Origin of the sequence: Nitrosomonas europaea, assembly GCF_900167395.1 — a bacterium.
Classification (GTDB): Bacteria; Pseudomonadota; Gammaproteobacteria; order Burkholderiales; family Nitrosomonadaceae; genus Nitrosomonas; species Nitrosomonas europaea.
The window spans coordinates 12281-38578 of sequence record NZ_FUWK01000004.1 but is presented as its reverse complement, the minus strand read 5'-3'; the positions used below and the strand labels follow the sequence as shown (position 1 = coordinate 38578).

At 50.3% G+C, this 26298-nt stretch carries 25 protein-coding genes; 16 read left to right on the top strand and 9 right to left on the bottom strand.

The genetic code is table 11. The features are described from left to right. The first annotated feature begins 83 nt into the window (after positions 1 to 83). Positions 84 to 1193: a PD40 domain-containing protein gene (locus B5D58_RS02585; RefSeq protein WP_011111513.1), complete on the top strand. Its 1110-nt coding sequence runs from the start codon at positions 84 to 86 to the stop codon at positions 1191 to 1193. A gap of 160 nt (positions 1194 to 1353) precedes the next feature. Here the strand turns inward: B5D58_RS02585 and B5D58_RS02580 are convergent, their stop codons facing one another. Together B5D58_RS02580 and B5D58_RS02575 are read right to left on the bottom strand one after the other, a co-directional pair. Beyond that, complete coding sequence (locus tag B5D58_RS02580; RefSeq protein WP_011111514.1) at positions 1354 to 2631, bottom strand: cytochrome c; 1278 nt, start codon at positions 2629 to 2631, stop codon at positions 1354 to 1356. Continuing rightward, entirely contained in the window at positions 2628 to 3281 is a 654-nt protein-coding gene (locus B5D58_RS02575) for a c-type cytochrome (RefSeq protein WP_234988971.1), read from the bottom strand. The genes B5D58_RS02580 and B5D58_RS02575 overlap by 4 nt, the downstream gene beginning before the upstream one ends. A 145-nt stretch (positions 3282 to 3426) precedes the next feature. Here B5D58_RS02575 and B5D58_RS02570 point away from each other — a divergent pair, with 145 nt between their 5' ends. Next, a complete protein-coding gene (locus B5D58_RS02570) occupies positions 3427 to 3852 on the top strand; it encodes a DUF3293 domain-containing protein (RefSeq protein ID WP_011111516.1) in 426 nt (141 codons plus the stop codon). Here B5D58_RS02570 and ftsH read toward each other — a convergent pair. Beyond that, positions 3835 to 5676, bottom strand: a complete 1842-nt coding sequence (gene ftsH, locus B5D58_RS02565) for an ATP-dependent zinc metalloprotease FtsH (RefSeq protein ID WP_041357101.1) — start codon at positions 5674 to 5676, stop codon at positions 3835 to 3837. The genes B5D58_RS02570 and ftsH overlap by 18 nt on opposite strands. Positions 5677 to 5853: 177 nt before the next feature. On the opposite strand from ftsH, the gene B5D58_RS02560 reads away from it, so the two are divergent. Continuing rightward, positions 5854 to 6960, top strand: a complete 1107-nt coding sequence (locus B5D58_RS02560) for an S-(hydroxymethyl)glutathione dehydrogenase/class III alcohol dehydrogenase (protein WP_011111518.1) — start codon at positions 5854 to 5856, stop codon at positions 6958 to 6960. Between the two features lie 12 nt (positions 6961 to 6972). Beyond that, positions 6973 to 7839 (top strand): S-formylglutathione hydrolase, encoded by an 867-nt coding sequence (fghA, locus tag B5D58_RS02555; protein WP_041357102.1) that lies wholly within the window; start codon positions 6973 to 6975, stop codon positions 7837 to 7839. Positions 7840 to 7988: 149 nt separating this feature from the next. Here the strand turns inward: fghA and B5D58_RS02550 are convergent, their stop codons facing one another. Both B5D58_RS02550 and B5D58_RS02545 read right to left on the bottom strand, forming a co-directional pair. Then, positions 7989 to 9164 carry a type III PLP-dependent enzyme gene (locus B5D58_RS02550; protein ID WP_011111520.1) on the bottom strand — a complete coding sequence of 392 codons (1176 nt, stop codon included), beginning with the start codon at positions 9162 to 9164 and terminating at the stop codon, positions 7989 to 7991. A 265-nt stretch (positions 9165 to 9429) separates the two neighbouring features. After that, positions 9430 to 9633, bottom strand: a complete 204-nt coding sequence (locus tag B5D58_RS02545) for a hypothetical protein (protein WP_143023671.1) — start codon at positions 9631 to 9633, stop codon at positions 9430 to 9432. A 25-nt stretch (positions 9634 to 9658) separates the two neighbouring features. Here B5D58_RS02545 and B5D58_RS02540 point away from each other — a divergent pair, with 25 nt between their 5' ends. Next, positions 9659 to 9925, top strand: a complete 267-nt coding sequence (locus tag B5D58_RS02540; RefSeq protein ID WP_011111521.1) for a PepSY domain-containing protein — start codon at positions 9659 to 9661, stop codon at positions 9923 to 9925. Positions 9926 to 10196: 271 nt separating this feature from the next. Beyond that, a complete protein-coding gene (rimO, locus tag B5D58_RS02535; RefSeq protein ID WP_011111522.1) occupies positions 10197 to 11540 on the top strand; it encodes a 30S ribosomal protein S12 methylthiotransferase RimO in 1344 nt (447 codons plus the stop codon). 125 nt (positions 11541 to 11665) lie between these two features. Here the strand turns inward: rimO and B5D58_RS02530 are convergent, their stop codons facing one another. Further along, positions 11666 to 12439, bottom strand: coding sequence for a PEP-CTERM sorting domain-containing protein (locus B5D58_RS02530; protein ID WP_011111523.1), 774 nt, complete (start codon positions 12437 to 12439; stop codon positions 11666 to 11668). Positions 12440 to 12691: 252 nt separating this feature from the next. Here B5D58_RS02530 and B5D58_RS02525 point away from each other — a divergent pair, with 252 nt between their 5' ends. From B5D58_RS02525 to B5D58_RS02490, 8 genes are all read left to right on the top strand, one after another. Then, the gene (locus B5D58_RS02525) at positions 12692 to 13033 is read left to right on the top strand and encodes a BolA family protein (protein WP_011111524.1); all 342 of its coding nucleotides are present in this window, start codon (positions 12692 to 12694) and stop codon (positions 13031 to 13033) included. A gap of 52 nt (positions 13034 to 13085) precedes the next feature. Continuing rightward, positions 13086 to 13715 carry a LemA family protein gene (locus B5D58_RS02520; protein WP_011111525.1) on the top strand — a complete coding sequence of 210 codons (630 nt, stop codon included), beginning with the start codon at positions 13086 to 13088 and terminating at the stop codon, positions 13713 to 13715. Between the two features lie 43 nt (positions 13716 to 13758). After that, positions 13759 to 14601, top strand: a complete 843-nt coding sequence (locus tag B5D58_RS02515) for a TPM domain-containing protein (RefSeq protein ID WP_011111526.1) — start codon at positions 13759 to 13761, stop codon at positions 14599 to 14601. Between the two features lie 11 nt (positions 14602 to 14612). Beyond that, positions 14613 to 15113: a TPM domain-containing protein gene (locus tag B5D58_RS02510; RefSeq protein WP_011111527.1), complete on the top strand. Its 501-nt coding sequence runs from the start codon at positions 14613 to 14615 to the stop codon at positions 15111 to 15113. Positions 15114 to 15347: 234 nt separating this feature from the next. Next, on the top strand, positions 15348 to 15923 hold the full coding sequence (locus tag B5D58_RS02505; RefSeq protein ID WP_041356590.1) for an RNA polymerase sigma factor: 576 nt from the start codon (positions 15348 to 15350) through the stop codon (positions 15921 to 15923). Continuing rightward, positions 15920 to 16609: a DUF3619 family protein gene (locus tag B5D58_RS02500; protein ID WP_011111529.1), complete on the top strand. Its 690-nt coding sequence runs from the start codon at positions 15920 to 15922 to the stop codon at positions 16607 to 16609. Before B5D58_RS02505 ends, B5D58_RS02500 begins: the two co-directional genes overlap by 4 nt. A 113-nt stretch (positions 16610 to 16722) precedes the next feature. After that, complete coding sequence (locus B5D58_RS02495) at positions 16723 to 19008, top strand: cyanophycin metabolism-associated ABC transporter (RefSeq protein ID WP_011111530.1); 2286 nt, start codon at positions 16723 to 16725, stop codon at positions 19006 to 19008. Further along, complete coding sequence (locus B5D58_RS02490) at positions 19005 to 19472, top strand: cyanophycin metabolism-associated DUF1854 family protein (RefSeq protein WP_011111531.1); 468 nt, start codon at positions 19005 to 19007, stop codon at positions 19470 to 19472. Before B5D58_RS02495 ends, B5D58_RS02490 begins: the two co-directional genes overlap by 4 nt. A 31-nt stretch (positions 19473 to 19503) precedes the next feature. On the opposite strand, the gene B5D58_RS02485 is transcribed toward B5D58_RS02490, so the two are convergent. Both B5D58_RS02485 and B5D58_RS02480 read right to left on the bottom strand, forming a co-directional pair. Continuing rightward, positions 19504 to 19854: a type II toxin-antitoxin system PemK/MazF family toxin gene (locus B5D58_RS02485; RefSeq protein WP_011111532.1), complete on the bottom strand. Its 351-nt coding sequence runs from the start codon at positions 19852 to 19854 to the stop codon at positions 19504 to 19506. After that, complete coding sequence (locus B5D58_RS02480; RefSeq protein WP_041356592.1) at positions 19844 to 20074, bottom strand: AbrB/MazE/SpoVT family DNA-binding domain-containing protein; 231 nt, start codon at positions 20072 to 20074, stop codon at positions 19844 to 19846. The genes B5D58_RS02485 and B5D58_RS02480 overlap by 11 nt, the downstream gene beginning before the upstream one ends. 188 nt (positions 20075 to 20262) lie before the next feature. Here B5D58_RS02480 and B5D58_RS02475 point away from each other — a divergent pair, with 188 nt between their 5' ends. After that, the gene (locus tag B5D58_RS02475; RefSeq protein WP_011111533.1) at positions 20263 to 22569 is read left to right on the top strand and encodes a cyanophycin synthetase; all 2307 of its coding nucleotides are present in this window, start codon (positions 20263 to 20265) and stop codon (positions 22567 to 22569) included. Between the two features lie 26 nt (positions 22570 to 22595). Then, positions 22596 to 25166: a cyanophycin synthetase gene (cphA, locus tag B5D58_RS02470; RefSeq protein ID WP_011111534.1), complete on the top strand. Its 2571-nt coding sequence runs from the start codon at positions 22596 to 22598 to the stop codon at positions 25164 to 25166. 187 nt (positions 25167 to 25353) lie between these two features. Here cphA and B5D58_RS02465 read toward each other — a convergent pair whose 3' ends face one another. Beyond that, positions 25354 to 26283, bottom strand: coding sequence for a multicopper oxidase domain-containing protein (locus tag B5D58_RS02465; RefSeq protein WP_011111535.1), 930 nt, complete (start codon positions 26281 to 26283; stop codon positions 25354 to 25356). Positions 26284 to 26298 lie beyond the last annotated feature (15 nt).

The following is a 26298-nucleotide window of genomic DNA, read 5'->3' as shown; positions in this document are numbered from 1 at the left end:
TTTTCCAGCGGAAGGATCGGTTTACTTTTTTTCGGAAGCTGTGTTTAAATGATTTTTATTCACTAACAGGGATTATGAACCAAATGACAAATTTTACACAGTCGATCAATTTTCCCGGCAGCTTGCCACTTACCCGCAATTTACTGGCAGCTGCCTGCTTCTTTGCTATGACACAGGCAAGTGCCGCCGGTTTCATTAGCGATGTCAAACAAATTTCGGATCAGGAAGTCAGATCTGGTGAAGGTTACTATCGTGCTGATGGCAAATGGCTGGTTTATCAGGCTGAAGTCGCCGGTGAAAATCCTTTTTATCAGATTTATCTGAAAAATATCGCAAGCGGAGAGGTACAACAGGTTTCACCTGGTATCGGTAAAACAACCTGCTCATGGGTGCATCCTATCCAGGAGAAAGTACTATTTTCCTCGACACATGAAGATCCTGAAGCAAAAGCCAAAATGACTACTGAAATCGAGCAGAGAAAATCCGGCCAGCGCCGATCTTATGCCTGGGACTATGATGAGTTTTATGATATCTACGAAACGGATTTTGCGGGCGGAAACATCAGAAATCTAACCCATACGAAAGGCTATGATGCAGAAGCTTCATGGTCTCCTGATGGTAGACTGATTGCTTTTGCTTCCAATCGCAGAGCTTACAGCGAACCACTATCCGAAGCAGAAACTGTACTTTTCAGCAATGACCCCTCTTCCATGATCGATATTTACATTATGGATGCGGATGGTTCCAATGTAAAAAGATTAACCCATACCAACAGTTATGATGGTGGCCCATTTTTCAGCCCGGATGGAAAAAGAATCGTCTGGCGACGTTTCTCGGAAAACGGACAGGAAGCGGAGATATTCACTATGAACACCGATGGATCGGATCAGAAACAGATTACCCGACTCAACAAAATGTCCTGGGCGCCTTTTTATCATCCATCGAATCAATACATCATTTTCGCAACCAACGTTCATGGACATCGTAATTTCGAGCTCTATATCGTCGATATCGATGGCAAGAAAGAACCAGTGCGGGTAACAGACGAGGAAGGATTCGACGGGTTGCCGGTATTTACCCCGGATGGTCAATACATTACCTGGACCAGTGATCGCACACCCGATCATAAAGGTCGTCTGTTTCATGGAAAGTGGGATCACAAAAAAGCACTGGAGAGTCTGGGCTTGGAATAAAGTACAAAAGGATGTCGGTCAGGAAGTTCAACTGCACCGGCATCCTGAATGGACTGATGAAGCACGTAATGCTCTACTGGAAAACGTAACGATAAAGCGCCAGCACCTTACCCCCAGTACAGCGTCAATGAACGACAATTATAAAATTTGGAGCATATGCTCAGAATTCATTTCCTCGACTACTATCGACATCTTCCGGGCTGACCAGGCTGCCAAAATTACCCCAGGCATTTCTGATATAGGAAACCACCCAGGCAATTTCATGATCACGAATGATGTGCTGGAAAGGTGGCATCCCGTAAGGACGAGGGTTGCCGGCTGTGGCAGGTGAGAATCCTCCATACAGCACGCTGCGGATAGTATTAAGGGGGGAAGTCATGGTAACACTGCGATTTCCCGCCAAGGGGGGATAGACTCCCGGTACACCTTCCCCTGATTTGCCATGACATTCCTGACAGTGTTTTATATACACGGGTTCTCCCAGAGCCAGATATCTGCTTACGCGTTCAGGCATGGGTGGGATTTTTCTCGGTGCTTCCTCGCCACGCTTTTCACCCAGTGATTGCAGGTAAACTGCTACCGCACGCATATCATCCTTTGACAGATATTGCAGACTCTGCCGGACGATCGTCGCCATCGGGCCGGAAGTCACTGCATGACCAGTCACCCCGGTAGAAAGCAGTTTGGCAATCTCGTCGACTGGCCATTCCCCCATACCTGCTTCCCGATGGGAAATCAGAGAAGGTGCATACCAGTAAGTACCCATGATTTCGCCACCTGCCAATTTGTCATCCTGACTTGCTCCCCATACATTGCGGGGAGTATGGCAGGCATTACAGTGCCCCAGCCCCTGCACCAGGTAATTACCGCGATTCCATTCTTCACTTTTGGAATCATCCGGCTCATAGACTCCTTCCTTGAAATACCAGGTACGCCAGAGAAACAGGAGAAACTGGTTATCATAGGGAGATGTGATTTTGTGTGGCGGATTGGTTTGCGCTACAGGTGTCAGTGAACGCAGATAAGCAAAAATTGCATCAGCATCCTGGCGTGTGACTTTCGTATATTCTGTATACGGGAAAACAGGATACAGGTAGCTGCCATCCCTGCCCTTACCATAATGAAGCGCCTGCCAAAAATCTTCTTCACTCCAGTGGCCAATACCTGTTTCATTGTCTGGTGTGATATTCGGTGTGACAAACTTGCCGAAAGGAGTTACCAGCTCACGCCCGCCGGCATAAGGTTTCCCTCCTCGGGTGGTATGGCAACCCATGCAGTTACCGGCACGGGTAAGATATTCCCCCCGCAGCACCTGCTCCGCATCGGAATTAGCTGAAGGCTGAGTTGCTGCAATAGATGATAGCGACAGCAGCATGCTCGCTATGAAAACTGCGACCTGCTTTTTTTCAGCAGATCTGAATTTACTTGGCTGTTTCATCGGGTAAAACCCTCTCCGGATAAAATAGTCTGACAACGTTGAGCAAGTTCCGGGGGTAGTGTTTCTGCTTCTGCGGGTTCACCCGTTACCGGATGAGCAGGCAGCCACACAGTCAGCGCATTGACTTCCTCCTGGGATAGTTTTTTGGCAATTTCAGACATGCAATCCGGTGTTTGTCCCCGCATGATCCCGCCATTACGCCAACCGCCGAATTGTGCTGCTACATAGGCATGAGGCAGGCCGAGCAGACTGGGAATAAATGGTTCTACACCCATCAGGGCTTTTCCATGGCAAGCACCGCATGCAGGAATATCTCGTTCAGGGTCACCCGAATGAACCAGCGTTTCTACCGCCTGTATCTCCTCAGGTGAAAGCGTATTCGCTGCCGGTTCTGGATAAGGGTATTTCAGGGAAGAGAAATAATGAGCAATTTCGAGCAGATATTCATCCGAAAGGTTTTCCAGCAAAATTGCCATGGCCTGGTAGTAGCGCCGCCCATCGCGGAAATTGCGTAACTGATTAAACAGATAACCGGCAGGTTTGCCTGCAATCCGCGGGTAATACGCGTCCCGCCCTGCTTTGTCTTCGTCACCATGACAGATCGTACAGGGTTTTACACGCTGTTCCAGCGTATCGGGAACTGAAGACAATACCGGTTCCTGCGCACTGACTAGGCCCGATCCTATCGCTAACAGAATAAACACAATAAACTTCATTTACATTCAACCAATGAAAAATAATCAGAAAGATTTGTAAATCAACAAGCTTTCACACAGGAATTTACATAAAAATATAATGCCATCCACCCTTTCGGAAGAATTAGTTGGTAAATATCTTGCCGCGCAGTATCAGGTATGGATCGATACATCTGTGGTCACCCTGCAGATTGGCTGCCAATCCGCACCACTGGCAGCACTGTTGCAAGCAACCGGTAATCGGAGTGCAGTATATGTTACTGCCTGCAACCCGGCCAGCGAGGTAGCAACTTCCCAGGAAAACCAGTCTGCCATGGCTCGATTGTATGAAAGACTTGCCTGTTATTCAAACCACATATACCGGGGAACAGGTATCGATCCCTCCGGAGAATGGCCTGCCGAGGAAAGTTTGCTTGCACTGGGCATTGACCTCTCCATCGCCAAGAAAATTGGTGATGAATTCGGGCAGAATGCAATCGTCTGGATAGATTCTGCCGCGATTCCCCACTTAGTTCTGCTGTGTTGACGGATTGGTTTCCTCCGCACGCAAGTTGCGTTTCAGCTCCAGTAACTCCGGCTGATTCAGTGTTTCAGTTTCCAGCAATTGCTGCGCAGTTCGATCAAGCAGTTCCCGATTTTTATCCAGAATTTTAATGGCACGTTCAAGCGCCAAATCAAGCAGTGAACGTACAGTCTGGTCAATTTTATTGGCAGTTTCTTCACTGTAATCACGGCTTTGGGGCATGGGAAAACCAGGTTGCAAAAACGCCATTTGTTCGCGATCATAAACCACATTCCCGATTGCCTCGCTCATGCCATAGCGTAAAACCATGGCACGGGCGATATCGGTAGCACGCGCCAGATCATCGGAAGCACCGGTGGAAATCTCGTCGAATACCAACCTTTCCGCTGCACGCCCACCCAGCAATACCGCCATTTTGTTTTCCAGCTCCTTGCGTGTCATAAGAAAGCGATCCTCGGTGGGACGCTGAATGGTATAGCCAAGTGCACCAATACCACGTGGGATGATCGAAACTTTATGTACTTCATCCGATCCCGGCAGAGCAAGTGCCACCATGGTATGGCCCAGTTCATGGTAAGCAACGGTACGCCTTTCTTCCGGATTGAGCAGACGATTTTTCTTTTCCAGGCCAGCTACGATCCGCTCGATTGCATTATTGAAGTCGTCCATGCTGACTGCCTGACCACCACGCCGGGTCGCCAGCAGCGCAGCCTCATTGATCAAATTAGCCAGATCAGCACCTGTGAAGCCAGGTGTCAGTGCTGCGATCTGTTCGGTATCAACATCGGGCGCCAGTGTGATTTTGCCAATATGAACACCCAGGATTTGCTGACGACCTTTTTTATCAGGCCGGTCCACCAGTACCTGACGATCGAAACGCCCGGCGCGCAGCAAGGCTGCATCCAGGATTTCCGGACGGTTAGTCGCGGCAAGCAGGACAATTCCACTGGAAGGATCGAATCCATCGAGTTCGGCCAGTAATTGATTCAGTGTCTGTTCTTTTTCATCATGGCCGCCAAATCCGCCTGCACCGCGCGCGCGCCCGAGTGAATCCAGCTCATCGATGAAAATGATTGCCGGCGCCATCTGGCGAGCCTGTTCAAACAGATCACGCACTCTGGCAGCACCAACGCCTACGAACATCTCGACAAATTCAGAGCCGGAAATCGAGAAAAACGGTACACCTGCCTCACCTGCCACTGCGCGCGCCAACAGGGTTTTACCGGTACCAGGCGGACCAACCAGCAAGATACCTTTGGGTGCCCGTCCGCCCAGCCGGCTGTATTCCTTGGGATTCTTGAGAAAATTGACGATTTCGACCAACTCTTCCTTGGCCTCATCCACCCCGGCAACATTGGCAAAGGTTACCTTGGTTTCTTTTTCCACGTAGACCTTGGCGCGGCTTTTGCCGATCGACATCAGGCCGCTTCCCATCATGCCTTTATTCATTCGTCGGATGATAAACAGCCAGATACCAACGAAAACGGCCATCGGTACGATCCAGGAAAGCAGATCGCGCAACCAGGTACTCTGGACGACACCAGTATAAGTAACATTGTGCTTATCCAGCATTTCTGCCAGATCCGATTCAACCCGGGTGGTGACGAATTCGGTGAATTTTTCACTGGTCGATTCCTTGAGCTTGCCGAAGATCTGTTGATCAGTGATGGCCACTTCGGACACCTTGTCCTGCTCCAACAGAGACTGGAAGCGGCTGTAGGGAATCGGCTCTATTCGCGTATACTGATTGTAAAGGTTCTGGATGAAGAGAATGCTGAGTACTGCAATCAGCACGTACCAGAAGTTGATCTGCGCCTTCTTGTCCATGGGTGACTGGTTATTCATGGTTCCTCTCTCTTTTCTCTGATTTTATTGTTCCGTATGGCTGTGGACCATACAGGGTGAAGGAAAATCCAAAACGGATCTTTGCTCCAGGTTGCACGATCGTATCAGTTACATACAATGACTGCTTTCGACAACAAATTCAACAAAGGATTACCCGTAATGAAAACACGTGCAGCAGTTGCCTGGCAAGCTGGCCAGCCACTTACCATCGAAGAAGTCGATCTCGCCGGCCCTCGTACTGGCGAGGTGTTGGTCGAAATCAAGGCAACGGGCATCTGCCATACCGATTATTACACGCTTTCCGGTGCCGATCCGGAAGGTTTGTTTCCCGCCATCCTTGGCCATGAGGGTGCCGGTATCGTGGTTGAAGTTGGTGCAGACGTCAAATCACTCCGTCCGGGGGATCATGTCATTCCTCTGTACACGCCGGAATGCCGGGAATGCAAGTTCTGTCTATCACGCAAAACCAATTTATGTCAGGCCATCCGTGCGACGCAGGGACGCGGCCTAATGCCGGATGGCACTTCACGCTTCTCACTCGATGGCAAGGCCATTATGCACTATATGGGTACTTCGACTTTTTCCAACTATATTGTCGTTCCTGAAATTGCTTTGGCAAAGATTCGTGAAGATGCCCCTTTTGATAAAGCCTGTTACATCGGCTGTGGTGTGACTACTGGCATTGGTGCGGTACTGTTTACTGCCAAAGTGGAAGTCGGAGCAAATGTCGCTGTATTCGGACTGGGAGGAATCGGCCTGAACGTCATTCAGGGTGCACGCATGGCGGGCGCTGACAAAATCATCGGTATTGATCTCAATCCTGAACGGGAAGCATTGGGCCGCCAATTTGGTATGACGCATTTCATCGATCCAAGCCAGGTGGAAAACGTGGTGGATGCTGTGATACAACTGACTGACGGTGGTGCAGACTACAGCTTTGAATGCATCGGTAATACCACAGTTATGCGTCAGGCTCTGGAATGCACACATAAAGGCTGGGGGCGCAGCATCATCATTGGAGTAGCCAAAGCCGGCGCCGAAATCAGTACCCGTCCATTCCAGCTCGTTACCGGCAGAAAATGGGAAGGCTCTGCCTTTGGCGGAGCGCGCGGCCGTTCGGATGTGCCACGAATCGTCGACTGGTACATGGATGGCAAAATCAGCATTGATCCGTTGATCACACACATATTGAAGCTGGAAGAAATCAATGAAGGCTTCAAGTTGATGGAAGCAGGCGAATCGATTCGTTCAGTGGTGGTTTTCTGAGTGGCCGGTACCATGACTGTCAAACTGGAAACCCGGAACCAGCATCGCTGTTTTGATGGCGTTCAGAGCTACTATCAGCATCATTCGGAAATTATCGGCCTGCCGATGCGCTTTTCAGTGTATGAACCGCCACAGGTCCAAGAAGCTGGAGGACAGCGACTCCCGGTATTGTTCTTCCTCGCCGGACTGACTTGTACAGAAGAGACTTTCATGATCAAGGCCGGCGCTCAACGCTACGCTGCTGAATTGGGTCTGATACTGGTCAGCATGGATACCAGTCCGCGCAATACCGGCATTCCGGGGGAAGCAGATGATTGGGAATTCGGAACGGGAGCAGGATTCTATCTTGATGCGACAGAATCGCCCTGGTCCAGATATTTTCACATGGAGAGCTATGTAACGAGGGAATTGTATGACATTATCCTGGACCGATTTCCGGTTGACCCTGAACGTGTTGGAATTTTCGGCCATTCCATGGGAGGACATGGCGCGTTGACACTGGCACTGCGCCACCCCGGACATTATCGGTCAGTCTCGGCATTTGCGCCGATCGCAGCGCCGACTCAATGTCTCTGGGGGCAAAAAGCATTCAGCCGGTATCTGGGAGAATCTCCTGCAAACTGGCGTAAACATGATGCTACCGCACTGATCGAATCAGGCTGCCGATTACCGATCCCGCTGATCGATCAGGGGTTGAACGATCCATTTCTTAAGGATCAGCTGCACCCCGGCTATTTTGAAGCGGCCTGTCAGCAAGCCGGGCAGTCTGTCATCCTGCGCCGCCATGCCGGGTATGATCACAGCTATTTCTTTATCAGCACTTTCATTGAAGATCATCTGCGACACCACTACACCTGGCTGACATCAAATGGCCAGTGATACAAAATGAGGGAAACAATCAAGGCAAAACGACTGGAGCTCTCGTCCGATAAAACCAGCTAAAACGGTCATTCTGGGTTGATCAGAAATGGCGGCAGATCAGTATGAGAATTGCCGCCATTTCCACAGTAATAGCATTTTCCGGGTGATCAAATTACAACGACATCCGGTAACGGAAAGCCATTGAAGTTACTTGCATAGGAAGTTGTGTAAGCCCCTGCGTTGGGAATAAAGATGAAATCGTTTTCCTGGATATCTTCAGGCAGCATTTCATCGTGCATGAGGACGTCTACAGAATCACAGGTAGGGCCGGCAACCGACCAGGGAATCAAAGAGCCGTTACGCTGTGTCAGAATCTCGTAACGCAGTCCTTCGCTCACTTCGATGATGCCGCCGAATATTCCGGCATCCCAGTACATCCAGCGTTTACCGTTACGCGTGGCTGTACCGACCACACGGCATACAAAACAGGCTGAATCAGAGACCAGATAACGTCCGGGTTCAGCCATGACGTGAATATCTTCCGGCAAGTCGGCGATAGCCTCGTTGATGACTTCTGCAATAACCTCGATAGAAGGAATCGGCTTGACGTGGCGTACCGGATAACCCCCTCCCAGATTCAGCAGACGTGGCTTGAGACCGGCTTCGCGCATGCTGGCAAACACAGTCTGGGCACGCTCGATTCCTACTCGCCAGTTCTGCGGATTGCGACACTGAGAACCCACATGAAAAGTAACACCCGCCAAATCAGCTTTCAGTCTGACCGCTTCATCGATGATCTCACTCACATCGACCAGATGAGTTCCGAATTTTCCTGCCAGCGGCCAGTCACTCCCGATATTGGGAGTATCAATACGCAAATACAGTTTAGCATCCGGTTTGATACTGACGATCTTGCGCAACTCCTCGATGCTGTCCAGCACATACCATTCCACGCCTTTCGCAGCCGCGTACTCGATATAGGCACGTGATTTCATCGGGTTGCTGTAAAAGATTTCGGCTGCCGGGACACCCAGGCTCATCAAAAGATCGAGCTCGGCGATTGAAGCAATCTCGAAACCCACACCTTCCTCGATCAGTGTTTTCAATACACGTGGATCTGGATTGGCTTTGGCTGCGTAATGCGGGCGCACGCGTGGCATGGATGTCTTGAATCGTCGGGCCTTGTTGCGAATGATATTGCTGTCGATCAGCAGGAAGGGTTTCTGGTAACCCTGTTTCAACCTGGCTTCCACCAGGGAAAGATCGATGCTGACTTCAGGATGTGTATCGAAAACGATACTGGTTTCTGTTTGCTGTTGTACTGCGGCGAATGATTTTTTCATGAGAGCTTCTCCTGGAAATTGCTACGTTTCGGGGATATGAACTTGAACCCAGTCAGTCTGAATAAACAGGTTTATTTTGCTTCTCATGATGACCTCCTTATGGGCTGCAGAAATTTCTAAAGGGACGCATTATATGCTTGATTTTTCCAGAATCAAGTATTTTTTAAAATTATTTTTATCAAAAAAAAATATTAATAATCATGGCATTAGAATCCATAAATCAGATATGGTTCTGCGCATATCGCATCAAACGCACACTGACTTTTTAACTGGCAGCTTTAACTGGAAAAAAAGTCATATATCGACCTGTTTGATGCGCAATTTTCTCTGCCATCATGACAGGAAAAAATCTGAAATTTGATGCAAGCACACCTCGATCACAGATCTGGCTTGAATGAATCATTTGCATCTGAACAGGTGCAGGACTAATATCCTGAATAGTCAGCTCTACAGAAGAACTGACATCCATACAGATCAACCAGAAGGAGATGATCATGAAGAAAATTGGTAGTGCTACCGTTTTCGCTGCAGTCATGCTGCTTTTTTCGTTCAATAATGCATTTGCCGATAGTGAAGGGTTGCCGGCGGATCGTGTCATTACTGCGATTCAAACCGCGGTCGCTGCAAATCCGGGGCTCATTCACGAAGTTGAAGTCGATCAAGAGCATGGAAAATTGATCGTTGAGATAAAAATCATCGATGCCAAAGGTCAAAAAACCAAAGTAAAGATCGATCCGGAAAAAAATGAGGTAATACGGTAACGTTATCCACCGGTAGTTCGGCAAGTCAAACAGAAAATTTCACTCCACGTCACTTGCCGAACTATCTGCGTTACTTTTCTCCTGTAAAAATCCCTCAGATAGAAATGCTCCGTGTCTGTTGACGCTTCTACTGGCAATCATTCAATAATCCCTACGTAATTGAATGGGCGGAAACCTTGTGTAATGGATTTCCTGCTGGCACCATATCGCCTGTTTATCCGACGCCTGATAATCGGGCGGTGGATCATCATTACTTCAAACGGGAATTTGCATGACATCTGCTTCATCCGCAACAATACAACCACCCAGAATTCCACGTGTCGGCTTTGTTTCACTGGGGTGCCCCAAAGCCACCGTGGATTCCGAACGAATCCTGACCTGCCTGCGGGCTGAGGGCTACCTGATTTCACCCAGTTACGCCGATGCTGATCTGGTCGTCGTCAATACCTGCGGTTTTATCGACAGTGCCGTGGCGGAGTCACTGGAAACGATCGGTGAAGCGCTAACGGAAAATGGCAAGGTAATCGTGACCGGTTGTCTGGGTGCGAAAGAAGATGTGATCCGGCAGGCACATCCCAGCGTACTGGCGGTGACCGGTCCGCAGGCAACTGAAGAGGTGATGCAAGCCATCCATCGTCATCTGCCCAAGCCGCATGACCCCTATCTCGATCTGGTACCCCCCCAGGGAATCAAGCTGACGCCGAAACACTATGCCTATCTCAAAATTTCCGAGGGCTGCAATCATCGCTGCACATTCTGCATCATCCCCAGCATGCGCGGTGATCTGGTCAGCCGGCCGGTCGGAAATGTGTTGCAGGAAGCACAAAATCTAGTGGATGCCGGCGTCAGGGAACTGCTGATCATTTCCCAGGATACCAGTGCCTACGGGGTGGATATCAAATACCGCACCGGTTTCTGGCAAGGCAGACCCATCCGCTCTCGCATCACTGAACTGGCACGTGCACTGGGAGAACTGGGGATCTGGATACGCCTGCATTATGTCTATCCTTATCCACATGTCGATGAGCTGATTCCATTGATGGCCGAAGGCAAATTGCTGCCCTATCTGGATATCCCTTTTCAGCACGGCAGTAAACGGATACTCAAACTGATGAAGCGCCCTGCCAACAGTGAAAATGTACTGGCGCGCATCCGCCAGTGGCGCGATATCTGCCCGGATATCGCATTACGCAGCACCTTCATCGTCGGTTTTCCGGGTGAAACCGAGCAAGAATTCGAAGAACTATTGGCTTTTCTGGAAGAAGCACAGCTCGACCGGGTGGGTGCATTTGCCTATTCACCCGTCAAAGGCGCGGCTGCCAATGCACTACCTGATCCGGTTCCTTCTGAAATACAACAGGAGCGTCTGGCCAGGTTAATGCAATGGCAGGAAGAAATCAGTAAGAAACGTCTTGCCGGGAAAAAAGGCCGGATACTCAAAGTACTGGTGGATACAGTGGACGAAAATGGCGTAATTGCCAGAAGTTATGCCGATGCACCGGAAATTGACGGTGTTGTCTATATCGAACCTGATTTCTCAATCAAACCAGGCGACTGGGTGGATGTACGCATCACTCGCACTGGTATCCATGATTTGTGGGCAAAAAAAATCTGACTCATATCGAGTCAGATCGTATATTAATTCTTTATCAATCAGAACGAGTCATATGCGGGTCAGTTTGATAAGACCCGCACATGATGACCTTACTCTGATCAACCTGTTTCAGTATCTGCTTGTATTCAGGCGAGTGATGCAAACTGCATCCCGTTACGACGGCGAATGCTGAAAAATGCGACACCCAGGCCGATGGACAGTAACAGAAGCGTGCCCGGTTCACTGATTTCTTGAGGAGGTTGGCTAGGATCTTTTTCACGCCAGGTAATCAGACGCTGGTTATTTTGTGGATTAGTTGGATTCAGCGTATAAAATTCCCATTTCTCACTTGTGTAATCATCAGATGTAGGAACCCCGCTTAACCAAGCATTGGCTGTGGCACGAGCCCCACTAAAACCAGATTCTGCCTCGAAGCTTCCATTATTTAAATTAAATGTTGGTCCCGTTTCAAAGAAAATTTCCCATAGTGTCAACTGAAATGCTGCATCAAATTGTGAACTGCTGCCCAGCGAGGATCCATGATTATCAAACAGCCAGCCTACCTGAGAAAGCTGCAGGTTAGTCAGACCGCCCACGTCAGTTGCTGCAACGATATTATACGTAGCCGGATTTTTTATCGAATTGTTGATGTCAATGCAAAATGCCTGCAAGGTGCTGTTCCACGTAACATTACCCAAAGTAGCAGGGGAAGTTACATTGAAATTGAACTGGCCTGCTAAAACTCCACCAGCAACGCTAATATTTCCACTTTGACTCCCGTTTACGAAAGTACGGTTATCTATCGTGATAGATGCCGCCCAGCTTACCGAAGCAGCCGACAAAGAAACAATCGCAGCAGTTAAAACAGCTGCTTTCCGGATACCTTGGCCACATTGTTTATTTTTTAAGAATGATTTCATGATCCTTTCCTTTATGAATATTGCGTGATACCCGGCACCTCCGAATATCCCCATTCCCTATTAAGCACGAACCATGCCATATAAAAATACAATTCATAAACAACAAGATACAAAATTTATCTGTATACTGATTTGTCGAATGTAAAACAACCTGACAGTTCTACGGCGGGTTGAACCTGTTCTGTAGAAAAAAATCTCAGTGGAAGCTACTGGTTTTGTTTACAACGATAACGACTGGAGATCGCAGTAAAAATGACAACAATGAAGAACCGGATCGAGAACAGCCTGCAATCATTGCAGCCACAGTTTCTGGAAGTAATCAACGAAAGCTATCGACACGCTGTACCGGAGGGATCTGAATCTCATTTCAAGGTGACGATCGTTTCCGACGCATTTGATGGCAAAACGCTCGTGGCGCGTCATCGGCTGGTCAATACCACGTTGACACAAGAAATCATCCGTTCGATTCATGCACTGGCACTGCATACACTGACACCTGCAGAGTGGCAGGCTCGCAATGAAACAGCACGCGAATCCCCGCCCTGTCTGGGTGGCTCGATCGCAGAAAAACGGGCCGGAGCCGGAAAGAAATGATTTTCTATAAACAAATGTATTGATTGTTTCAGGAAGAATCAGAGAAAGGACTATGCGTAAACTGTTAAATTTTCTGACGAATTTTCTGGCACCTGCCTCTCTACTGGTTTTAGTATCGATGCTGGGGGGCTGTGGTTATAACACGTTGCAGTCTACCAATGAGCAGGTTCAGTCGAGCTGGTCGGAAGTGCTCAACCAGTATCAGCGCCGGGCAGATCTGATTCCGAATCTGGTCAATACCGTCAAAGGTTTTGCTGCCCAGGAAAAAGAGGTGCTGCTGGGTGTGACCGAAGCTCGCTCCAGAGCTGGCAGTATTCAGGTATCGCCGGAGCTTATCGATGATCCCGAAGCCTTTGCTCGATTCCAGAACGCTCAGGGCGAGCTGACCGGTGCATTGTCGCGATTGCTGGCCATCGCGGAAAACTATCCGCAGCTCAAATCAGATGCAAACTTCCGCGATTTGCAGGCACAGCTGGAGGGGACAGAAAACCGCATTGCGGTCGCTCGCAATCGTTATATCAAGGCTGTTCAGGAATATAACGTGACGGTGCGTTCGTTTCCGGGCAATCTCACCGCGATGATGTTCGGATTCAAAGTAAAACCCAACTTCACGGTGGAAAATGAAAAAGCGCTCTCCACTCCACCAGCAGTCGATTTTGGGGCGCCTGCCACCGCACAATGATCGTCCCTCCCGGTATTTTCGCCAAATCATGCGGTATCCGGTCATGATCCGCTGCATCAATCTACTATCCTTGGTACTGCTGCTCGCCTTGGCCAACGGTGCACTGGCCGAAATCGCCATACCATTGCTCAAATCACATGTCACTGACCTGACGGAAACACTCTCCAGTATGGAAATTTCCCGGCTGGAACAGCAGCTGACCGATTTCGAAGCAAAAAAAGGCAGTCAGATCGCCTTATTGATTATCCCGACCACGCAACCCGAAACCATCGAGCAATATTCGATACAGGTAGCCGAGGTGTGGAAACTCGGCCGCAAAGGTATCGATGATGGCGTATTGCTGCTGGTTGCCAAAAATGACAGAACCCTGCGCATCGAAACGGGTTATGGACTTGAAGGTGTTCTGCCGGATGCTCTCGCCCGGCGCATCATCGATGAAATCATCGTGCCAAAATTCAGGCAGGGTCATTTTTTTGGTGGATTACAGGCCGGAGTCGAACAGATCATCAGCATCATCGAAGGTGAAACCCTGCCAGAATCTGAACCGGCTGGTGGAGCAAGCCTGGCGGTAGAAAACATCATTCCCTTTCTGTTCATTGCACTGGTATTGGGGAGAACGCTTCAATCCATGTTCGGAAGAATGGCAGGCGCCACGATCACGGGTTCGATTGCAGGTGCTCTCACCTGGCTGATTTCATCCTCGATCGCGGTTGCTTTGCTCATTGCCATTGCGATATTCGTTATCAGCCTGTTTGAACAAACTGGGAGAATCATACATCGAGGTGGGCCCGGATACAGAAACTGGCCTGGAGGAGGTTTCTCCGGTGGCGGATTCCGTGGGGGTGGAGGTGGTTTCGGGGGCGGTGGTGCTTCAGGAAGATGGTAACAGGGAAAAATATGGATCCTGTGCGTATTCTTCGACACCTCATCACAGGCCAGTCAGCTATAAAACGGGCATTTCCACCTGCCACGCTGACGGTAATCGAACAGGCCATTGCACATTCTGAAACTCTGCACGGAGGTGAAATCGTCTTTGCGGTAGAAGCCTCACTCGATCTGCCTCTGTTACTGCAAAACCAGATTATTCGTGAACGGGCTATCGATGTCTTTTCCCTGCTGCGGGTATGGGATACTGAACATAACAATGGTGTGCTGATTTATCTGCTGATGGCAGATCATGATGTAGAAATCGTAGCGGATCGGGGTATTCACACCAAAGTCGATCAGACTATCTGGGAAACGGCCTGCGATACCATGAAAACCACCTTTAGACACGGACAGTTCGAACAGGGCGTTCTTGCCGGAATCGATCTGTCAACCCGGGTTTTGCAGCAATTTTTTCCAGCCAGCACTGGTAAAAGAAAAAGTGAACTCCCCGACAGGCCAGTGGTATTGTGATCAAGTCCGATCAGCCAGATCTGCGAAATTGAAAACAATATGAATCAGTCTCGATATGGCTGTTTCATCACCGCTAAAGCTATAATACCGCCGCTGCTCCTGCCCGCACTGGATGAAAGCTCACCGCAATGTAAAAAATCACGTGAAGAATCCGCGTAAAAAACGAACGCTATCGGGTAGCAGCGCTACTGAAAATGATTCATAAGCATATTACCAATCTCAAGGTGGATCATTCTGGCTACTCGGCAAGAACTTTCTGATTTCCTGAGCGAAGTCGAGCTGCGTGCGTACAAGCAAGCATTATTCGCCGTGCAGGATGAGCATGCCGCACTGGATATCGTGCAGGACTCCATGATGAAGCTGGTCGAGAAATACCCGCATAAATCACTTACCGAGCTTCCTCTCCTGTTTCAGCGAATTTTACAGAATACCATTCGTGATTTTTACCGGCGGCAGAAATCCCGTTCACTCTGGGTGACCTTGTTCTCATCGTTCATGCCTGATTCGAATGAAAAAGAAACCGGATATTCGGATATCCCCGAATCACTACCGGTGGCACAGGATTTTGGTTATAAAAACAATCCTGGTACTGCGGCAGAACAATCCGAGCTCATCGAACTGATCAGCAAAGCACTGGAAACTTTACCGCCACGTCAACGGGAAGCCTTTCTGCTGCGTTACTGGGAAGAGATGGATGTAGCCGAGACAGCGAAAATCATGGATTGCTCGGAGGGAAGCGTAAAGACACATTGTTCCCGTGCCGCACATACACTCGCTGCTCTGCTGGAAAGTAAAGGAGTCAAACGATGAACGAAGAGGAAGAAACGGGAAGGATCATAGCAAGGCTGTTGGATCGCAGTCTGAACGACGTTACTCCGGGCACCCTGTACCGTCTGCAGGCAGCGCGCAGAGCTGCTCTGGAACATTACCAGCCGGCAGAAAAAGTGCTTCATGCAGGTGTTGGAATTTCAGCCCAGAGCGGATATCACTGGCTTTCTGCACATGCCGGCAGATTGCTGCTGACGGCAAGCCTGCTGCTTTTTCTCGCAATCCACAGTTATTGGCAAATGAATAACAGGGTCGATGACACCATACTCACTCCGGTCATTCTTACCAATGATCCACCGATCGGGTCGCAAGAAATCGAGGATACTGCCAATGGCTATGAAGCAGCCGATGAAGATATTGTTGAAGAAACGGATTCCCGTGAGGATACTGATCATGGTAATTATGGCGGTGAAGCCGATACTTCAGAAACTGAAAGTAGTACTAATGGCACAGCAGATTCCGATGACGTCACCCGTTCCTTTGATTCTACTGAGATTCAGGAGACTGAAAATACAGCTGAAGCCCCCTATACAACCAATTATGATCAGGATTCAGTGACTGAAGAGGATACTGGTGTCATCAGTGATCATTTGCAAAACTCCGAAGACATCATTGATTCCTACGATACGGAAAATACTCAGGATTCAACCGCCACAATCGATGAATGATGCATTTCTGCAGTAACCTATCGGGGAAATGACCGGATCCGATCCGGTCATTTTCTTCAAACGGTAGCAACAACCGTTTCCGCATTACGCCAAACTATCTTTTTTTGTGATCAATGCAATCCAACATCAGCGATCTGCCCCATACGGTTCCCCCTGATTTTCCGTCACACTGGCAAACATGGATCGGCCCCATACTCAATGAGCATGAGCAGATTCATGCCTGGCTGGAAACCGATCTCGACGGTCAGTTGAATTTTTCATCAGGGTTGGTCGTCATTACGACACACCGGATTTTCTCCAGAATGGCAAACGATGAAAACTGGCAGGTATGGCCTTGTCGGCAGGATATGAAACTGACTTATCAGGATCATGCCGGCGTTTGCAGTATCGAATTGTCTGATACCCATGCGCGGCTTGCCTGCTGGCATTGCACGCTGGGCAGGCATCAGGCGGTGGATCAACTGATTACTCATTTTTCCCGGCTGATTACCGCACATGACGCCGCGACAGAACTGACCGGAAGCAACGTTGCGGATAATGAATCAGCTTCAGAAAGCTCCCCTGCCAGCGATCAGGAAGCAACTGCCACTCCACCCTCCACCTGGACGCTGTTCCGGCTCTGGCGTTTCGCCAGGCCATACAAATGGCAGTTGCTCATCGGTTTCATACTGATGCTGGGCAGCACCGCAGCCGCACTGGTGCCGCCCTATCTGACCATGCCGCTCATGGATAATGTGCTGATTCCGTATCAGAACGGTCATCCAATCGATGTCGATCTGGTGACGTTCTATCTGTCCGGCCTGCTGGCAGCAGCCATCCTGGCATGGATACTGGGCTGGTTACGCACCTATACACTGGCCAGGGTATCAGAGCGTATCGGCGCAGATCTGCGAACGACGACCTATGAGCACCTGCTCAGTCTTTCACAAGCCTATTTCGGCGGCAAGCGTACCGGCGATCTGATGGCGCGTATCGGCGCGGAAACTGATCGGATCAACCTGTTTCTTTCGCTCAATCTGCTCGATTTTGCCACGGATGTGCTCATGATCACCCTGACCGTCATCATCCTGGTGTCGATCAATCCATGGCTGGCACTCATCACCCTGCTCCCTCTGCCGATCATTGCCTGGCTGATTCATCTGGTTCGCGACCGGTTGCGCGTCGGTTTTGAAAAAACCAACCGGGTCTGGGCTGAAGTCAACAACGTTCTGGCAGATACCCTGCCCGGCATCCGTGTCGTCAAGGCATTTGCGCAGGAAGAAAGGGAAATCGAGCGCTTTCGTACAGTCAACCAGCGCAATGTGGAAATCAATGATCGCGTCAACAAAGTCTGGGCACTGTTCACTCCCACAGTAACGTTGCTGACAGAATGCGGTCTGCTGGTCGTCTGGATTTTCGGTATCTGGCAGGTATCACAGGACCACATCACCGTTGGTGTACTGACTGCTTTTCTGGCCTACATCGGTCGCTTTTATCTGCGACTGGATTCGATGAGCCGGATCGTCTCGGCCACACAAAAGGCAGCCGCAGGAACCAAACGGATCTTCGATATTCTCGATCACGTTTCCAGCGTTCCCGAACCGGTAAAACCTGTTCATCTGCCGGTGATGAAAGGCCATATCGAGCTGCGTAACGTCAGTTTCCGTTACGGGACACGCCGGGTTATCCAGAATCTTGATTTCACGATCGAGCCCGGTGAGATGATCGGACTGGTCGGACACAGTGGTTCAGGCAAAAGCACGCTCATCAACCTGATCTGCCGTTTTTATGATGTCACCGATGGTTCCATTCTGATCGACGGCGTCGATATCCGTGCGCTTCCTATCGCGGAGTATCGAAAACATATCGGGCTGGTACTGCAGGAGCCCTTTCTTTTCTTCGGTACCATTGCCGAGAATATCGCCTATGGCAAACCTGGTGCTTCCCGCAAGGAAATCATCGCAGCAGCACGTGCTGCCCATGCTCATGAATTTATTCTGCGCCTGCCTTACGGTTATGATTCCCTGGTGGGAGAACGTGGACAGGCATTGTCAGGTGGAGAAAGACAGCGTATTTCCATCGCCCGGGCATTGCTGATCGACCCGCGCATCCTGATACTGGATGAAGCCACTTCGTCAGTCGATACTCAAACCGAGCAGGAAATCCAGGGAGCACTCGATAATCTCGTTTCCGGCCGAACGACCATTGCAATTGCCCATCGCCTCTCAACCTTGCAGGAGGCAAGCCGGCTGGTCGTACTGGATCACGGCAGAATCGTGGAAACGGGAAACCATGAAGAACTAATGGCTCGCCAGGGACATTATTACCAGCTTTATCAATCCCAATCGCGCAGCAGTGATGATGAAAACCGACCCGATACATCCGAAAAAATAATGGATATCCGAGGAAACCGTGTATGAATCTGTCTGACTGCAAACTGAGCCGAAATGCCTTCGGCAAACTGATCGTCACGACAAAGGATCAGATCCATGAAGGTGTAGTGCCTGTGCGCTCATTCCCGATCACGGCCATCAATGAAGGTATTGCACTGGTCGATGGCCACGGTCATGAAGTGACCTGGATAGACAGCCTGGCTGAATTATCTGAGACAGAACGTATTCTGATCGAACAGGAACTCGCCAGCCGTGAATTCATGCCCGAGATAAAGTGTATCGACAGAGTTTCGAGTTTCGCCACACCCAGCACCTGGCAGGTACAGACGGATCGGGGAGAAACCTGCTTTATCCTCAAGGGAGAGGAAGATATCCGTCGTCTGTCACTGGCTACCCTACTGATTACTGACAGTTACGGCATCCATTTTCTGATTCGCGACCGGTCAATGCTGGATCGCCACAGCAATAAGCTGCTGGATCGTTTTTTATGAAATGAGACAAAAGCAACATTTAAGACTTTCTTTATCGCACTGCAGCCATTCCGAAAAGCTGATACAGAGATCGTGTGACCTGAATACTATCACTGACGGCAAGTCGTCCAAGTTCACCACGTATCAGCCGGTGATCGAGCGTGAACAGCTTGAAGCGTACGACAGAAGGAGCCGGGAGACCGGCACTGACCAGATCATCGATCAGGCAATCGAGCGGCCAGGCTGGATTGGCGGCTGAGGTAATCATGGCCAGCACCGAATGGCCGATTGGATCGTTGAATGTGGCTGCATCCGAGAGTACGAGTGCCGGACGGTTTTTGGCAGCCGTACGGTCGGTAAACGGAAAAGGCACTTTCAATACCGTGAAACGTTCATAACTCACGATAAGCTTCCTCATCGGCTGCGCCTGCCCACTCGGAAAGCGTTCCCTCCACTGCTTTCAAGTATTCGATATCGAGCGGTTGTACACGTCGAATGCGTGCACTACCATCATCCGACATTTCCCAGATAATCAAATCGCCCGGTTTTATACGCAACGCTGCACGAATATCAGCCGGTATCGTGGTCTGTCCCTTTGAGGTTACTTTTGCAATAATAGTCATCTTGATTCCTTACTGTAAGGAAATCATACTTTATTACAACCTTTCTGCCATTGCAAGAATCTGATTATGTATGTAGTGCACTCGCTTTCAGCAAGAAATGAAAGGTATCCAGAAAAATCCAGGTTTGCTGTAAACCGATTTGGCATATCGCGCGTTAATTGGAGGGTGTACATTCAGATCCTCCCTTCATGTCAACTCCTATTGCAATTCATACTGACCCTTCTGTTCACAGCACCAAAGATCTCAAGTTTCTTGAAATACGTTATCTGAACGGTCCCAATATGTGGACGTATCACCCGGTTCTGGAAGCAATCGTCGATATTGGTGAGCTCGAGAACTATCCGTCGGATACGATTCCCGGTTTTTATGAGCGATTGTCATCGTGGCTGCCATCACTGATCGAGCATCGCTGCAGTTATGGTGAGCCAGGCGGATTTCTGCGCCGTGTTCAGGAAGGAACCTGGCCCTGCCACATTCTTGAACATGTCACACTTGAATTGCAGAATCTTGCCGGAATGCGGGGAGGATTCGGTCGGGCACGTGAAACCTCGACTTCCGGGGTATACAAGGTAGTCGTCAGTGCATGGCATAAGGAAATAACGCTCAAGGCACTGTATCTGGCCCGGGAGCTGGTACTGGCCGCAATGGGATTCAATCAGATGCAACTCGCTTACGATGTGCAGCATGCCATCGGGCAGTTGCGTGACATGATCGATTCGCACTGGATCGGCCCTTCCACTGCCTGCATCGTCGACGCTGCTGCCGCTCATAATATTCCATCGATTCGTCTGCTGGATAAAGGCAATCTCATTCAACTGGGACATGGATCGCGCAGTCGGTATATCTGGACAGCGGAAACAGATCGAACCACGGCCATCGCTGAAAACATTTCACGTGACAAGGAACTGACCAAATCGCTGTTGCGTGCCTGCGGTGTACCCGTCCCGGAAGGACGTATCGTGACCGATCCGGCGGATGCCTGGCTGGCTGCCGAAGATATTGGTCTGCCCGTCGTGATCAAACCCGGGGATGGAAATCACGGGCGTGGCGTTTTTATCGAGCTGAGTAACCGTGAGGAAATCGAGGCCGCTTTTCCGATTGCCCTGCAGGAAGGTAGTGATGTACTGGTTGAACGCTATATTCCTGGAATCGAACATCGTCTGCTCATCGTGGGGGGGCAGCTCGTGGCCGCTGCGCGGGGAGATTCGGTCTTCGTTACCGGGAATGGCGTCTCCACGATTGCAAAATTGATAGAAGATCAGATCAATTCCGATCCGCGTCGGGGTACTTCTGAAAATCATCCGCTCAATTTCATCGAGCTGGATAATGCGATTCGAATGGAGCTCGCACACCAGGGTTACACCGGTGATTCCATTCTGCCTTCAGGAACAAAGGTACGAATACAGCGCAACGGCAATCACGCAATCGATATCACCGATGAAGTCCATCCGGCGACGGCTGATCTGGCTGTACTGGCTGCCCGCATCATCGGTCTGGATATTGCCGGAATCGACCTGGTTGTAGAAGATATTTCACGCCCGCTTGCCGAACAAGGGGGCGCCATCGTCGAGGTCAACGCCGGCCCCAGCTTACTCATGCATATCAAACCCGCTATCGGCAAACCGAGACCGGTAGGCGAGGCAATCATCGATCAACTGTTTCCGAATCAGGATCAGGGTCGTATTCCTGTCGTTGGCATTACCGGCAGCAAGGGCATGACGACCATTGCCCGTTTCGTCGCCAGTCTGCTCACGCTATCAGGCAGACGTACCGGTCTGGCATGCAGCAGCGGACTTTATCTCGATCACAGGAAAATCGATCACGGCAACTGCGCCAATCATAAATCAGCCCGCCGTATTCTGATGAACCGCACCGTTGAAGCAGCTGTTTTCGAAAATGGTTTCGATACCATGCTCGAGGAAGGTCTGCCGTATGACAGTTGTCAAGTAGGGATCGTCACCCGGATAGAACCGGCATTGCATTTTGCTCATCAGTGGATCGATACATCCGAACAGGTTTTCAAGGTACTCAGAACGCAAGTGGATGTCGTTTCTCCCACCGGAGGCAAAAGAGAAGGAGACATTTTGCCGGAAATCATACTGCCAACCGGTGCCGCCATTCTGAATGCCCAGGATCCCATGCTGGTTCAGATGGCGGATTTATGTCAGGGAGAGGTCATTTACATCAGTTGTGATCCCACACTGCCCGTGATCAGCGTCCACCGGCAGGAAGGAACAGGCCCGACCCGGGGAAAACGTGCGGTCACCGTGCGTAACTGGGAAATCCTGCTGATTGATGGAACGGCTGAAACAATACTGATCCGACTGGATGAACTGCAGGCAAAAACCGGCAATCATCCTGTGGAAACAGCACACCTGCTGGCAGGTGTCGGAGCAGGCTGGGCACTGGGTATGTCACCCGATCTCATTCGTACCGGTTTGATCACATTCCTGCAACACCAGGAAAAGCAATCGATCGTTTACCAAACTTTCTAAAGTCAGATCATTTAAGGAAAATATCCATGAAGGTATTACAAATTCGTGCACTGCGTGGACCCAACGTCTGGAGTAAACTTGCCGCTATCGAAGCCACACTTGTTTTCGAACAGAATGAATGTCTGCCTGACAGCATTCCTGGCTTCGATACACGCCTGCGTGAATATTTTCCGGATATCGCTCTGCTTCAGCCGGTCGACTGGCAGGAAACGACTCTTGCTCACATCCTGGCATTCATTACTCTCAAACTTCAGGAACGGGCGGGCTGTTCCGTCAGCTTCAGCCGCGTGATAAAAATGGCAGAGGCAAATACCTGGCGTGTCGTCGTGGAATATAGCGAAGAGGCCGTTGGCCGACTGGCGCTGGAGCAATCCCTCGCATTGTGCCGGGCAGTGGCAGAAGCCGCTCCGTTTGACACCAGCGAGGCAGTGAACCGTCTACGTGAGCTGTACGAGGACATCCGTCTCGGGCCCAGTACGAACTCGATCGTGCAGGCCGCTGTCAGGCGTAAAATTCCCTACCGCCGTCTGACTGACGGCAGTCTGGTTCAATTTGGCTGGGGAAGCCGGCAGCGGCGTATCCTGGCTTCCGAAAGTGATCTTACCAGTGTCGTTGCAGAATCCATTGTGCAGGACAAGGATCTCACCAAGATGCTTTTACATACAGCCGGTATTCCTGTTCCGACCGGGCGACCGGTGATCAGCGCCGATGATGCCTGGGCAGCAGCCTGTGAAATAGGTGCACCGATCGTCATCAAACCGCAGGATGGCAACCAGGGCAAAGGTGTTACGGCCAATCTGACCGATCGTGACCAGATAAAAGCGGCCTATCATGTCGCGGCGGAAAGAAGCAGAAATGTCCTGGTCGAACGTTACATCAGCGGACATGATTACCGGTTACTGGTCGTGGGCAACAAGCTGGTTGCAGCCGCAAGGCGTGATCCGCCACAGGTAGTGGGTGATGGCATCCACAGCATCGCTCAACTGGTGAAACAGATCAACAGTAATCCGCTGCGCAGCGAAGGACATGCAAATCTGCTGACCAGAATTCATCTGGATGAAATCTCTCTGGCGCACCTTGCATTGCAAGGGCTCAATGCAGCTTCCGTTCCGGACAAAGGTAAGCTGGTGACATTGCGTAATAACGCCAATCTTTCCACCGGTGGCACGGCAACAGACGTAACAGACGAAGTTCATCCCGATATTGCCGAGTGTGCTGTGATGGCTGCCCGGATGACAGGCATCGATATCTGCGGGATCGATGTGATATGCAGTAGCCTGTCACGCCCGCTGGGAGAACAGGGGGGAGCAGTCATCGAAGTCAATGCCGCCCCTGGTCTGCGTATGCATCTGCAGCCTTCATACGGCAAACCGCGTGCAGTGGGAGAAGCCATCATCGATCATCTGTTCGCACCAGGTGAGAACGCACGTATCCCGGTAATCGCAGTAACCGGCACCAATGGAAAAACCACTACGGTGCGTTTGATTGCCAATATGCTGGAAAACAACCGGTTACGGGTGGGTATCGCCTGCACTGATGGCGTATTCGTCAACGGCCAGTGCGTGGATACGGGGGATTGCAGCGGCCCGCAAAGTGCCCGAAACATACTGTTCCATCCCGAGGTCGATGCGGCAGTACTGGAAACCGCGCGTGGCGGTATTCTGCGCGAGGGGCTGGGATTTGATTATTGTGATGTGGCCGTTGTCACCAACATCGGCCGGGGAGATCATCTCGGCCTGGCCAATATCAATACGGCTGAAGAGCTGGCAGCCGTCAAACGTACCATCGTGGAAAATGTCAATCCCAAAACCGGTGTTGCGGTGCTGAATGCAGATGATCCACTGGTTCTCGGTATGGCAAGCCACTGTCCGGGAAATGTCACCTTCTTTTCCCGCAACCACCGTCATCCGGTAATTCTGGAGCAGCGTGTTCAAGGCAAACGTGTAATCTACATGGAAGATCATCATATCATCGTTGCAGAAGCGGGAACTGAACGGCGAATTTCCCTCAGCCAAATTCGTTTGACGAAAAATGGCATGATCAGCTTCCAGATAGACAATGCCATGGCATCTATTGGTGCAGGATTGGCCATCGAGCTCGATTGGACGACCATCTGCGCAGGACTGGCCGATTTCGTCAGCGATGCACAGACCGTTCCAGGGCGGTTCAATCTGTTCAATTACCGGGAAGCGACTCTGATAGCGGATTACGGCCATAACCCGGATGCCATGGAAGCCTTGGTATGCGCCATCGATCATATTCCTGCAAAGAAACGCACAGTGGTCATCAGTGCGGCAGGCGATCGCCGTAATGAAGATATCCGGTTGCAAACCCGGATTCTGGGAGATGTGTTCGATGAAGTCGTACTGTTTCAGGACAAATGTCAACGCGGTCGAGCTGACGGTGAGGTGCTCGGGTTATTGCGGGAAGGGTTGGAGAATGCCAAACGTGTGCGCAAGGTCAGTGAAATCCGCGGCGAATTCAAGGCGATCGATACAGCGCTGACCAATCTGGAAGCAGGTGAACTTTGCCTTATTCTGATCGATCAGGTTGAACAGGCACTCGGATATATCCACTCTCGCATTGCTGTGGCCTGACAGAAATCATTCTGAACCGGCATGCAGAAGTTCAGGCCCTGTCACTGCTCCGGTATTTTGCAGACGGCTTCGACAAGCCGGAAATTACGAACTATATTCAATAAGGCCCGCCATAGTGAATAAGATCACGATGACGGGTTTTTTGTGACACAAGCCTATGGGGGTTTATAGTTATACAGTCAGTTACTTAGCGAATCAGGATATTCTCTCCCCGACCTGCTTCCGGATCAGCGTCATTAGTGAACATAATGACGGCGATTGCACCGGAGTGTGCATGACGCATCGAATGATCGACGATCGCGTTGGCACCTTCAACCGGAGAAATCAGATCCAGCGTTGCCGCATCTCCCGCTCCTATCAGATAGGATTGCAGGGCATACTGGACGTTTTTGGGGTTGCCGCTGGGGTAAACCCGATCCCAGATCCCTGCTATGGGGTGAAGGGATGACAATTCATTGGGTCCGGCGTTGACGAAGTAAATGCGCACCCGTTCACCTGGTTTGGCCTGCAGCCAGCTGGTGGCTTCAGAATCATGCACCGGGTCATACTTGAAAACCCCTCCATTGAATACGACATTACTCCATTTGTTCTGCATCATGGCTGTTTTGTCGTCAGGATTCTCGTAATGCTCAGCCTGAATCAGCACATATTCACGATCTGCCTTGGGTAATGCATTTGCATCTTTCGGATCCACGATGATCACACCGTACATACCTCGTGCGATGTGTTGAATCATCGGATCAGAGCCACAGTGATAAAAAAATACACCGGGATTATCAGCAGTAAAGGTGTATTTTTTTGTTTCACCCGGCTTGATCGACTCGAAATCCTCCACCACATCCAGCCTGGCAGCATGGAAATCCATGGAATGGGAGTTCTTACTATTTTTGTCATTGATGAGGGTAAATTCCACCGTATCCCCTTCAGTGACCCGTACGACCGGACCGGGAACCTTACCGTCGAACGTCCAGGCACGATAAGTACTTCCCTTATTGTCGTAGGCCACATCGGTTTCAACTGCATGTAACGTTACCTGCACTGTTTTGGCTTCAGCCTGAATCCCCATCAGGAGAAAACCGCTTGCCAACATGCCCCTCAGTAATTGCTTGTACTTCATTCTCTTATTCCTCTT

Excerpts from the sequence above, each read along its gene's own strand:
- B5D58_RS02585 (WP_011111513.1), top strand. The coding sequence starts at position 84 with ATGACAAATTTTACACAGTCGATCAATTTTCCCGGCAGCTTGCCACTT.
- B5D58_RS02580 (WP_011111514.1), bottom strand. The coding sequence starts at position 2,631 with ATGAAACAGCCAAGTAAATTCAGATCTGCTGAAAAAAAGCAGGTCGCA.
- B5D58_RS02570 (WP_011111516.1), top strand. The coding sequence starts at position 3,427 with ATGCCATCCACCCTTTCGGAAGAATTAGTTGGTAAATATCTTGCCGCG.
- ftsH (WP_041357101.1), bottom strand. The coding sequence starts at position 5,676 with ATGGACAAGAAGGCGCAGATCAACTTCTGGTACGTGCTGATTGCAGTA.
- B5D58_RS02560 (WP_011111518.1), top strand. The coding sequence starts at position 5,854 with ATGAAAACACGTGCAGCAGTTGCCTGGCAAGCTGGCCAGCCACTTACC.
- fghA (WP_041357102.1), top strand. The coding sequence starts at position 6,973 with ATGACTGTCAAACTGGAAACCCGGAACCAGCATCGCTGTTTTGATGGC.
- B5D58_RS02550 (WP_011111520.1), bottom strand. The coding sequence starts at position 9,164 with ATGAAAAAATCATTCGCCGCAGTACAACAGCAAACAGAAACCAGTATC.
- B5D58_RS02545 (WP_143023671.1), bottom strand. The coding sequence starts at position 9,633 with ATGGATGTCAGTTCTTCTGTAGAGCTGACTATTCAGGATATTAGTCCT.
- B5D58_RS02540 (WP_011111521.1), top strand. The coding sequence starts at position 9,659 with ATGAAGAAAATTGGTAGTGCTACCGTTTTCGCTGCAGTCATGCTGCTT.
- rimO (WP_011111522.1), top strand. The coding sequence starts at position 10,197 with ATGACATCTGCTTCATCCGCAACAATACAACCACCCAGAATTCCACGT.
- B5D58_RS02530 (WP_011111523.1), bottom strand. The coding sequence starts at position 12,439 with ATGAAATCATTCTTAAAAAATAAACAATGTGGCCAAGGTATCCGGAAA.
- B5D58_RS02525 (WP_011111524.1), top strand. The coding sequence starts at position 12,692 with ATGACAACAATGAAGAACCGGATCGAGAACAGCCTGCAATCATTGCAG.
- B5D58_RS02520 (WP_011111525.1), top strand. The coding sequence starts at position 13,086 with ATGCGTAAACTGTTAAATTTTCTGACGAATTTTCTGGCACCTGCCTCT.
- B5D58_RS02515 (WP_011111526.1), top strand. The coding sequence starts at position 13,759 with ATGATCCGCTGCATCAATCTACTATCCTTGGTACTGCTGCTCGCCTTG.
- B5D58_RS02510 (WP_011111527.1), top strand. The coding sequence starts at position 14,613 with ATGGATCCTGTGCGTATTCTTCGACACCTCATCACAGGCCAGTCAGCT.
- B5D58_RS02500 (WP_011111529.1), top strand. The coding sequence starts at position 15,920 with ATGAACGAAGAGGAAGAAACGGGAAGGATCATAGCAAGGCTGTTGGAT.
- B5D58_RS02495 (WP_011111530.1), top strand. The coding sequence starts at position 16,723 with ATGCAATCCAACATCAGCGATCTGCCCCATACGGTTCCCCCTGATTTT.
- B5D58_RS02490 (WP_011111531.1), top strand. The coding sequence starts at position 19,005 with ATGAATCTGTCTGACTGCAAACTGAGCCGAAATGCCTTCGGCAAACTG.
- B5D58_RS02480 (WP_041356592.1), bottom strand. The coding sequence starts at position 20,074 with ATGACTATTATTGCAAAAGTAACCTCAAAGGGACAGACCACGATACCG.
- B5D58_RS02475 (WP_011111533.1), top strand. The coding sequence starts at position 20,263 with ATGTCAACTCCTATTGCAATTCATACTGACCCTTCTGTTCACAGCACC.
- cphA (WP_011111534.1), top strand. The coding sequence starts at position 22,596 with ATGAAGGTATTACAAATTCGTGCACTGCGTGGACCCAACGTCTGGAGT.
- B5D58_RS02465 (WP_011111535.1), bottom strand. The coding sequence starts at position 26,283 with ATGAAGTACAAGCAATTACTGAGGGGCATGTTGGCAAGCGGTTTTCTC.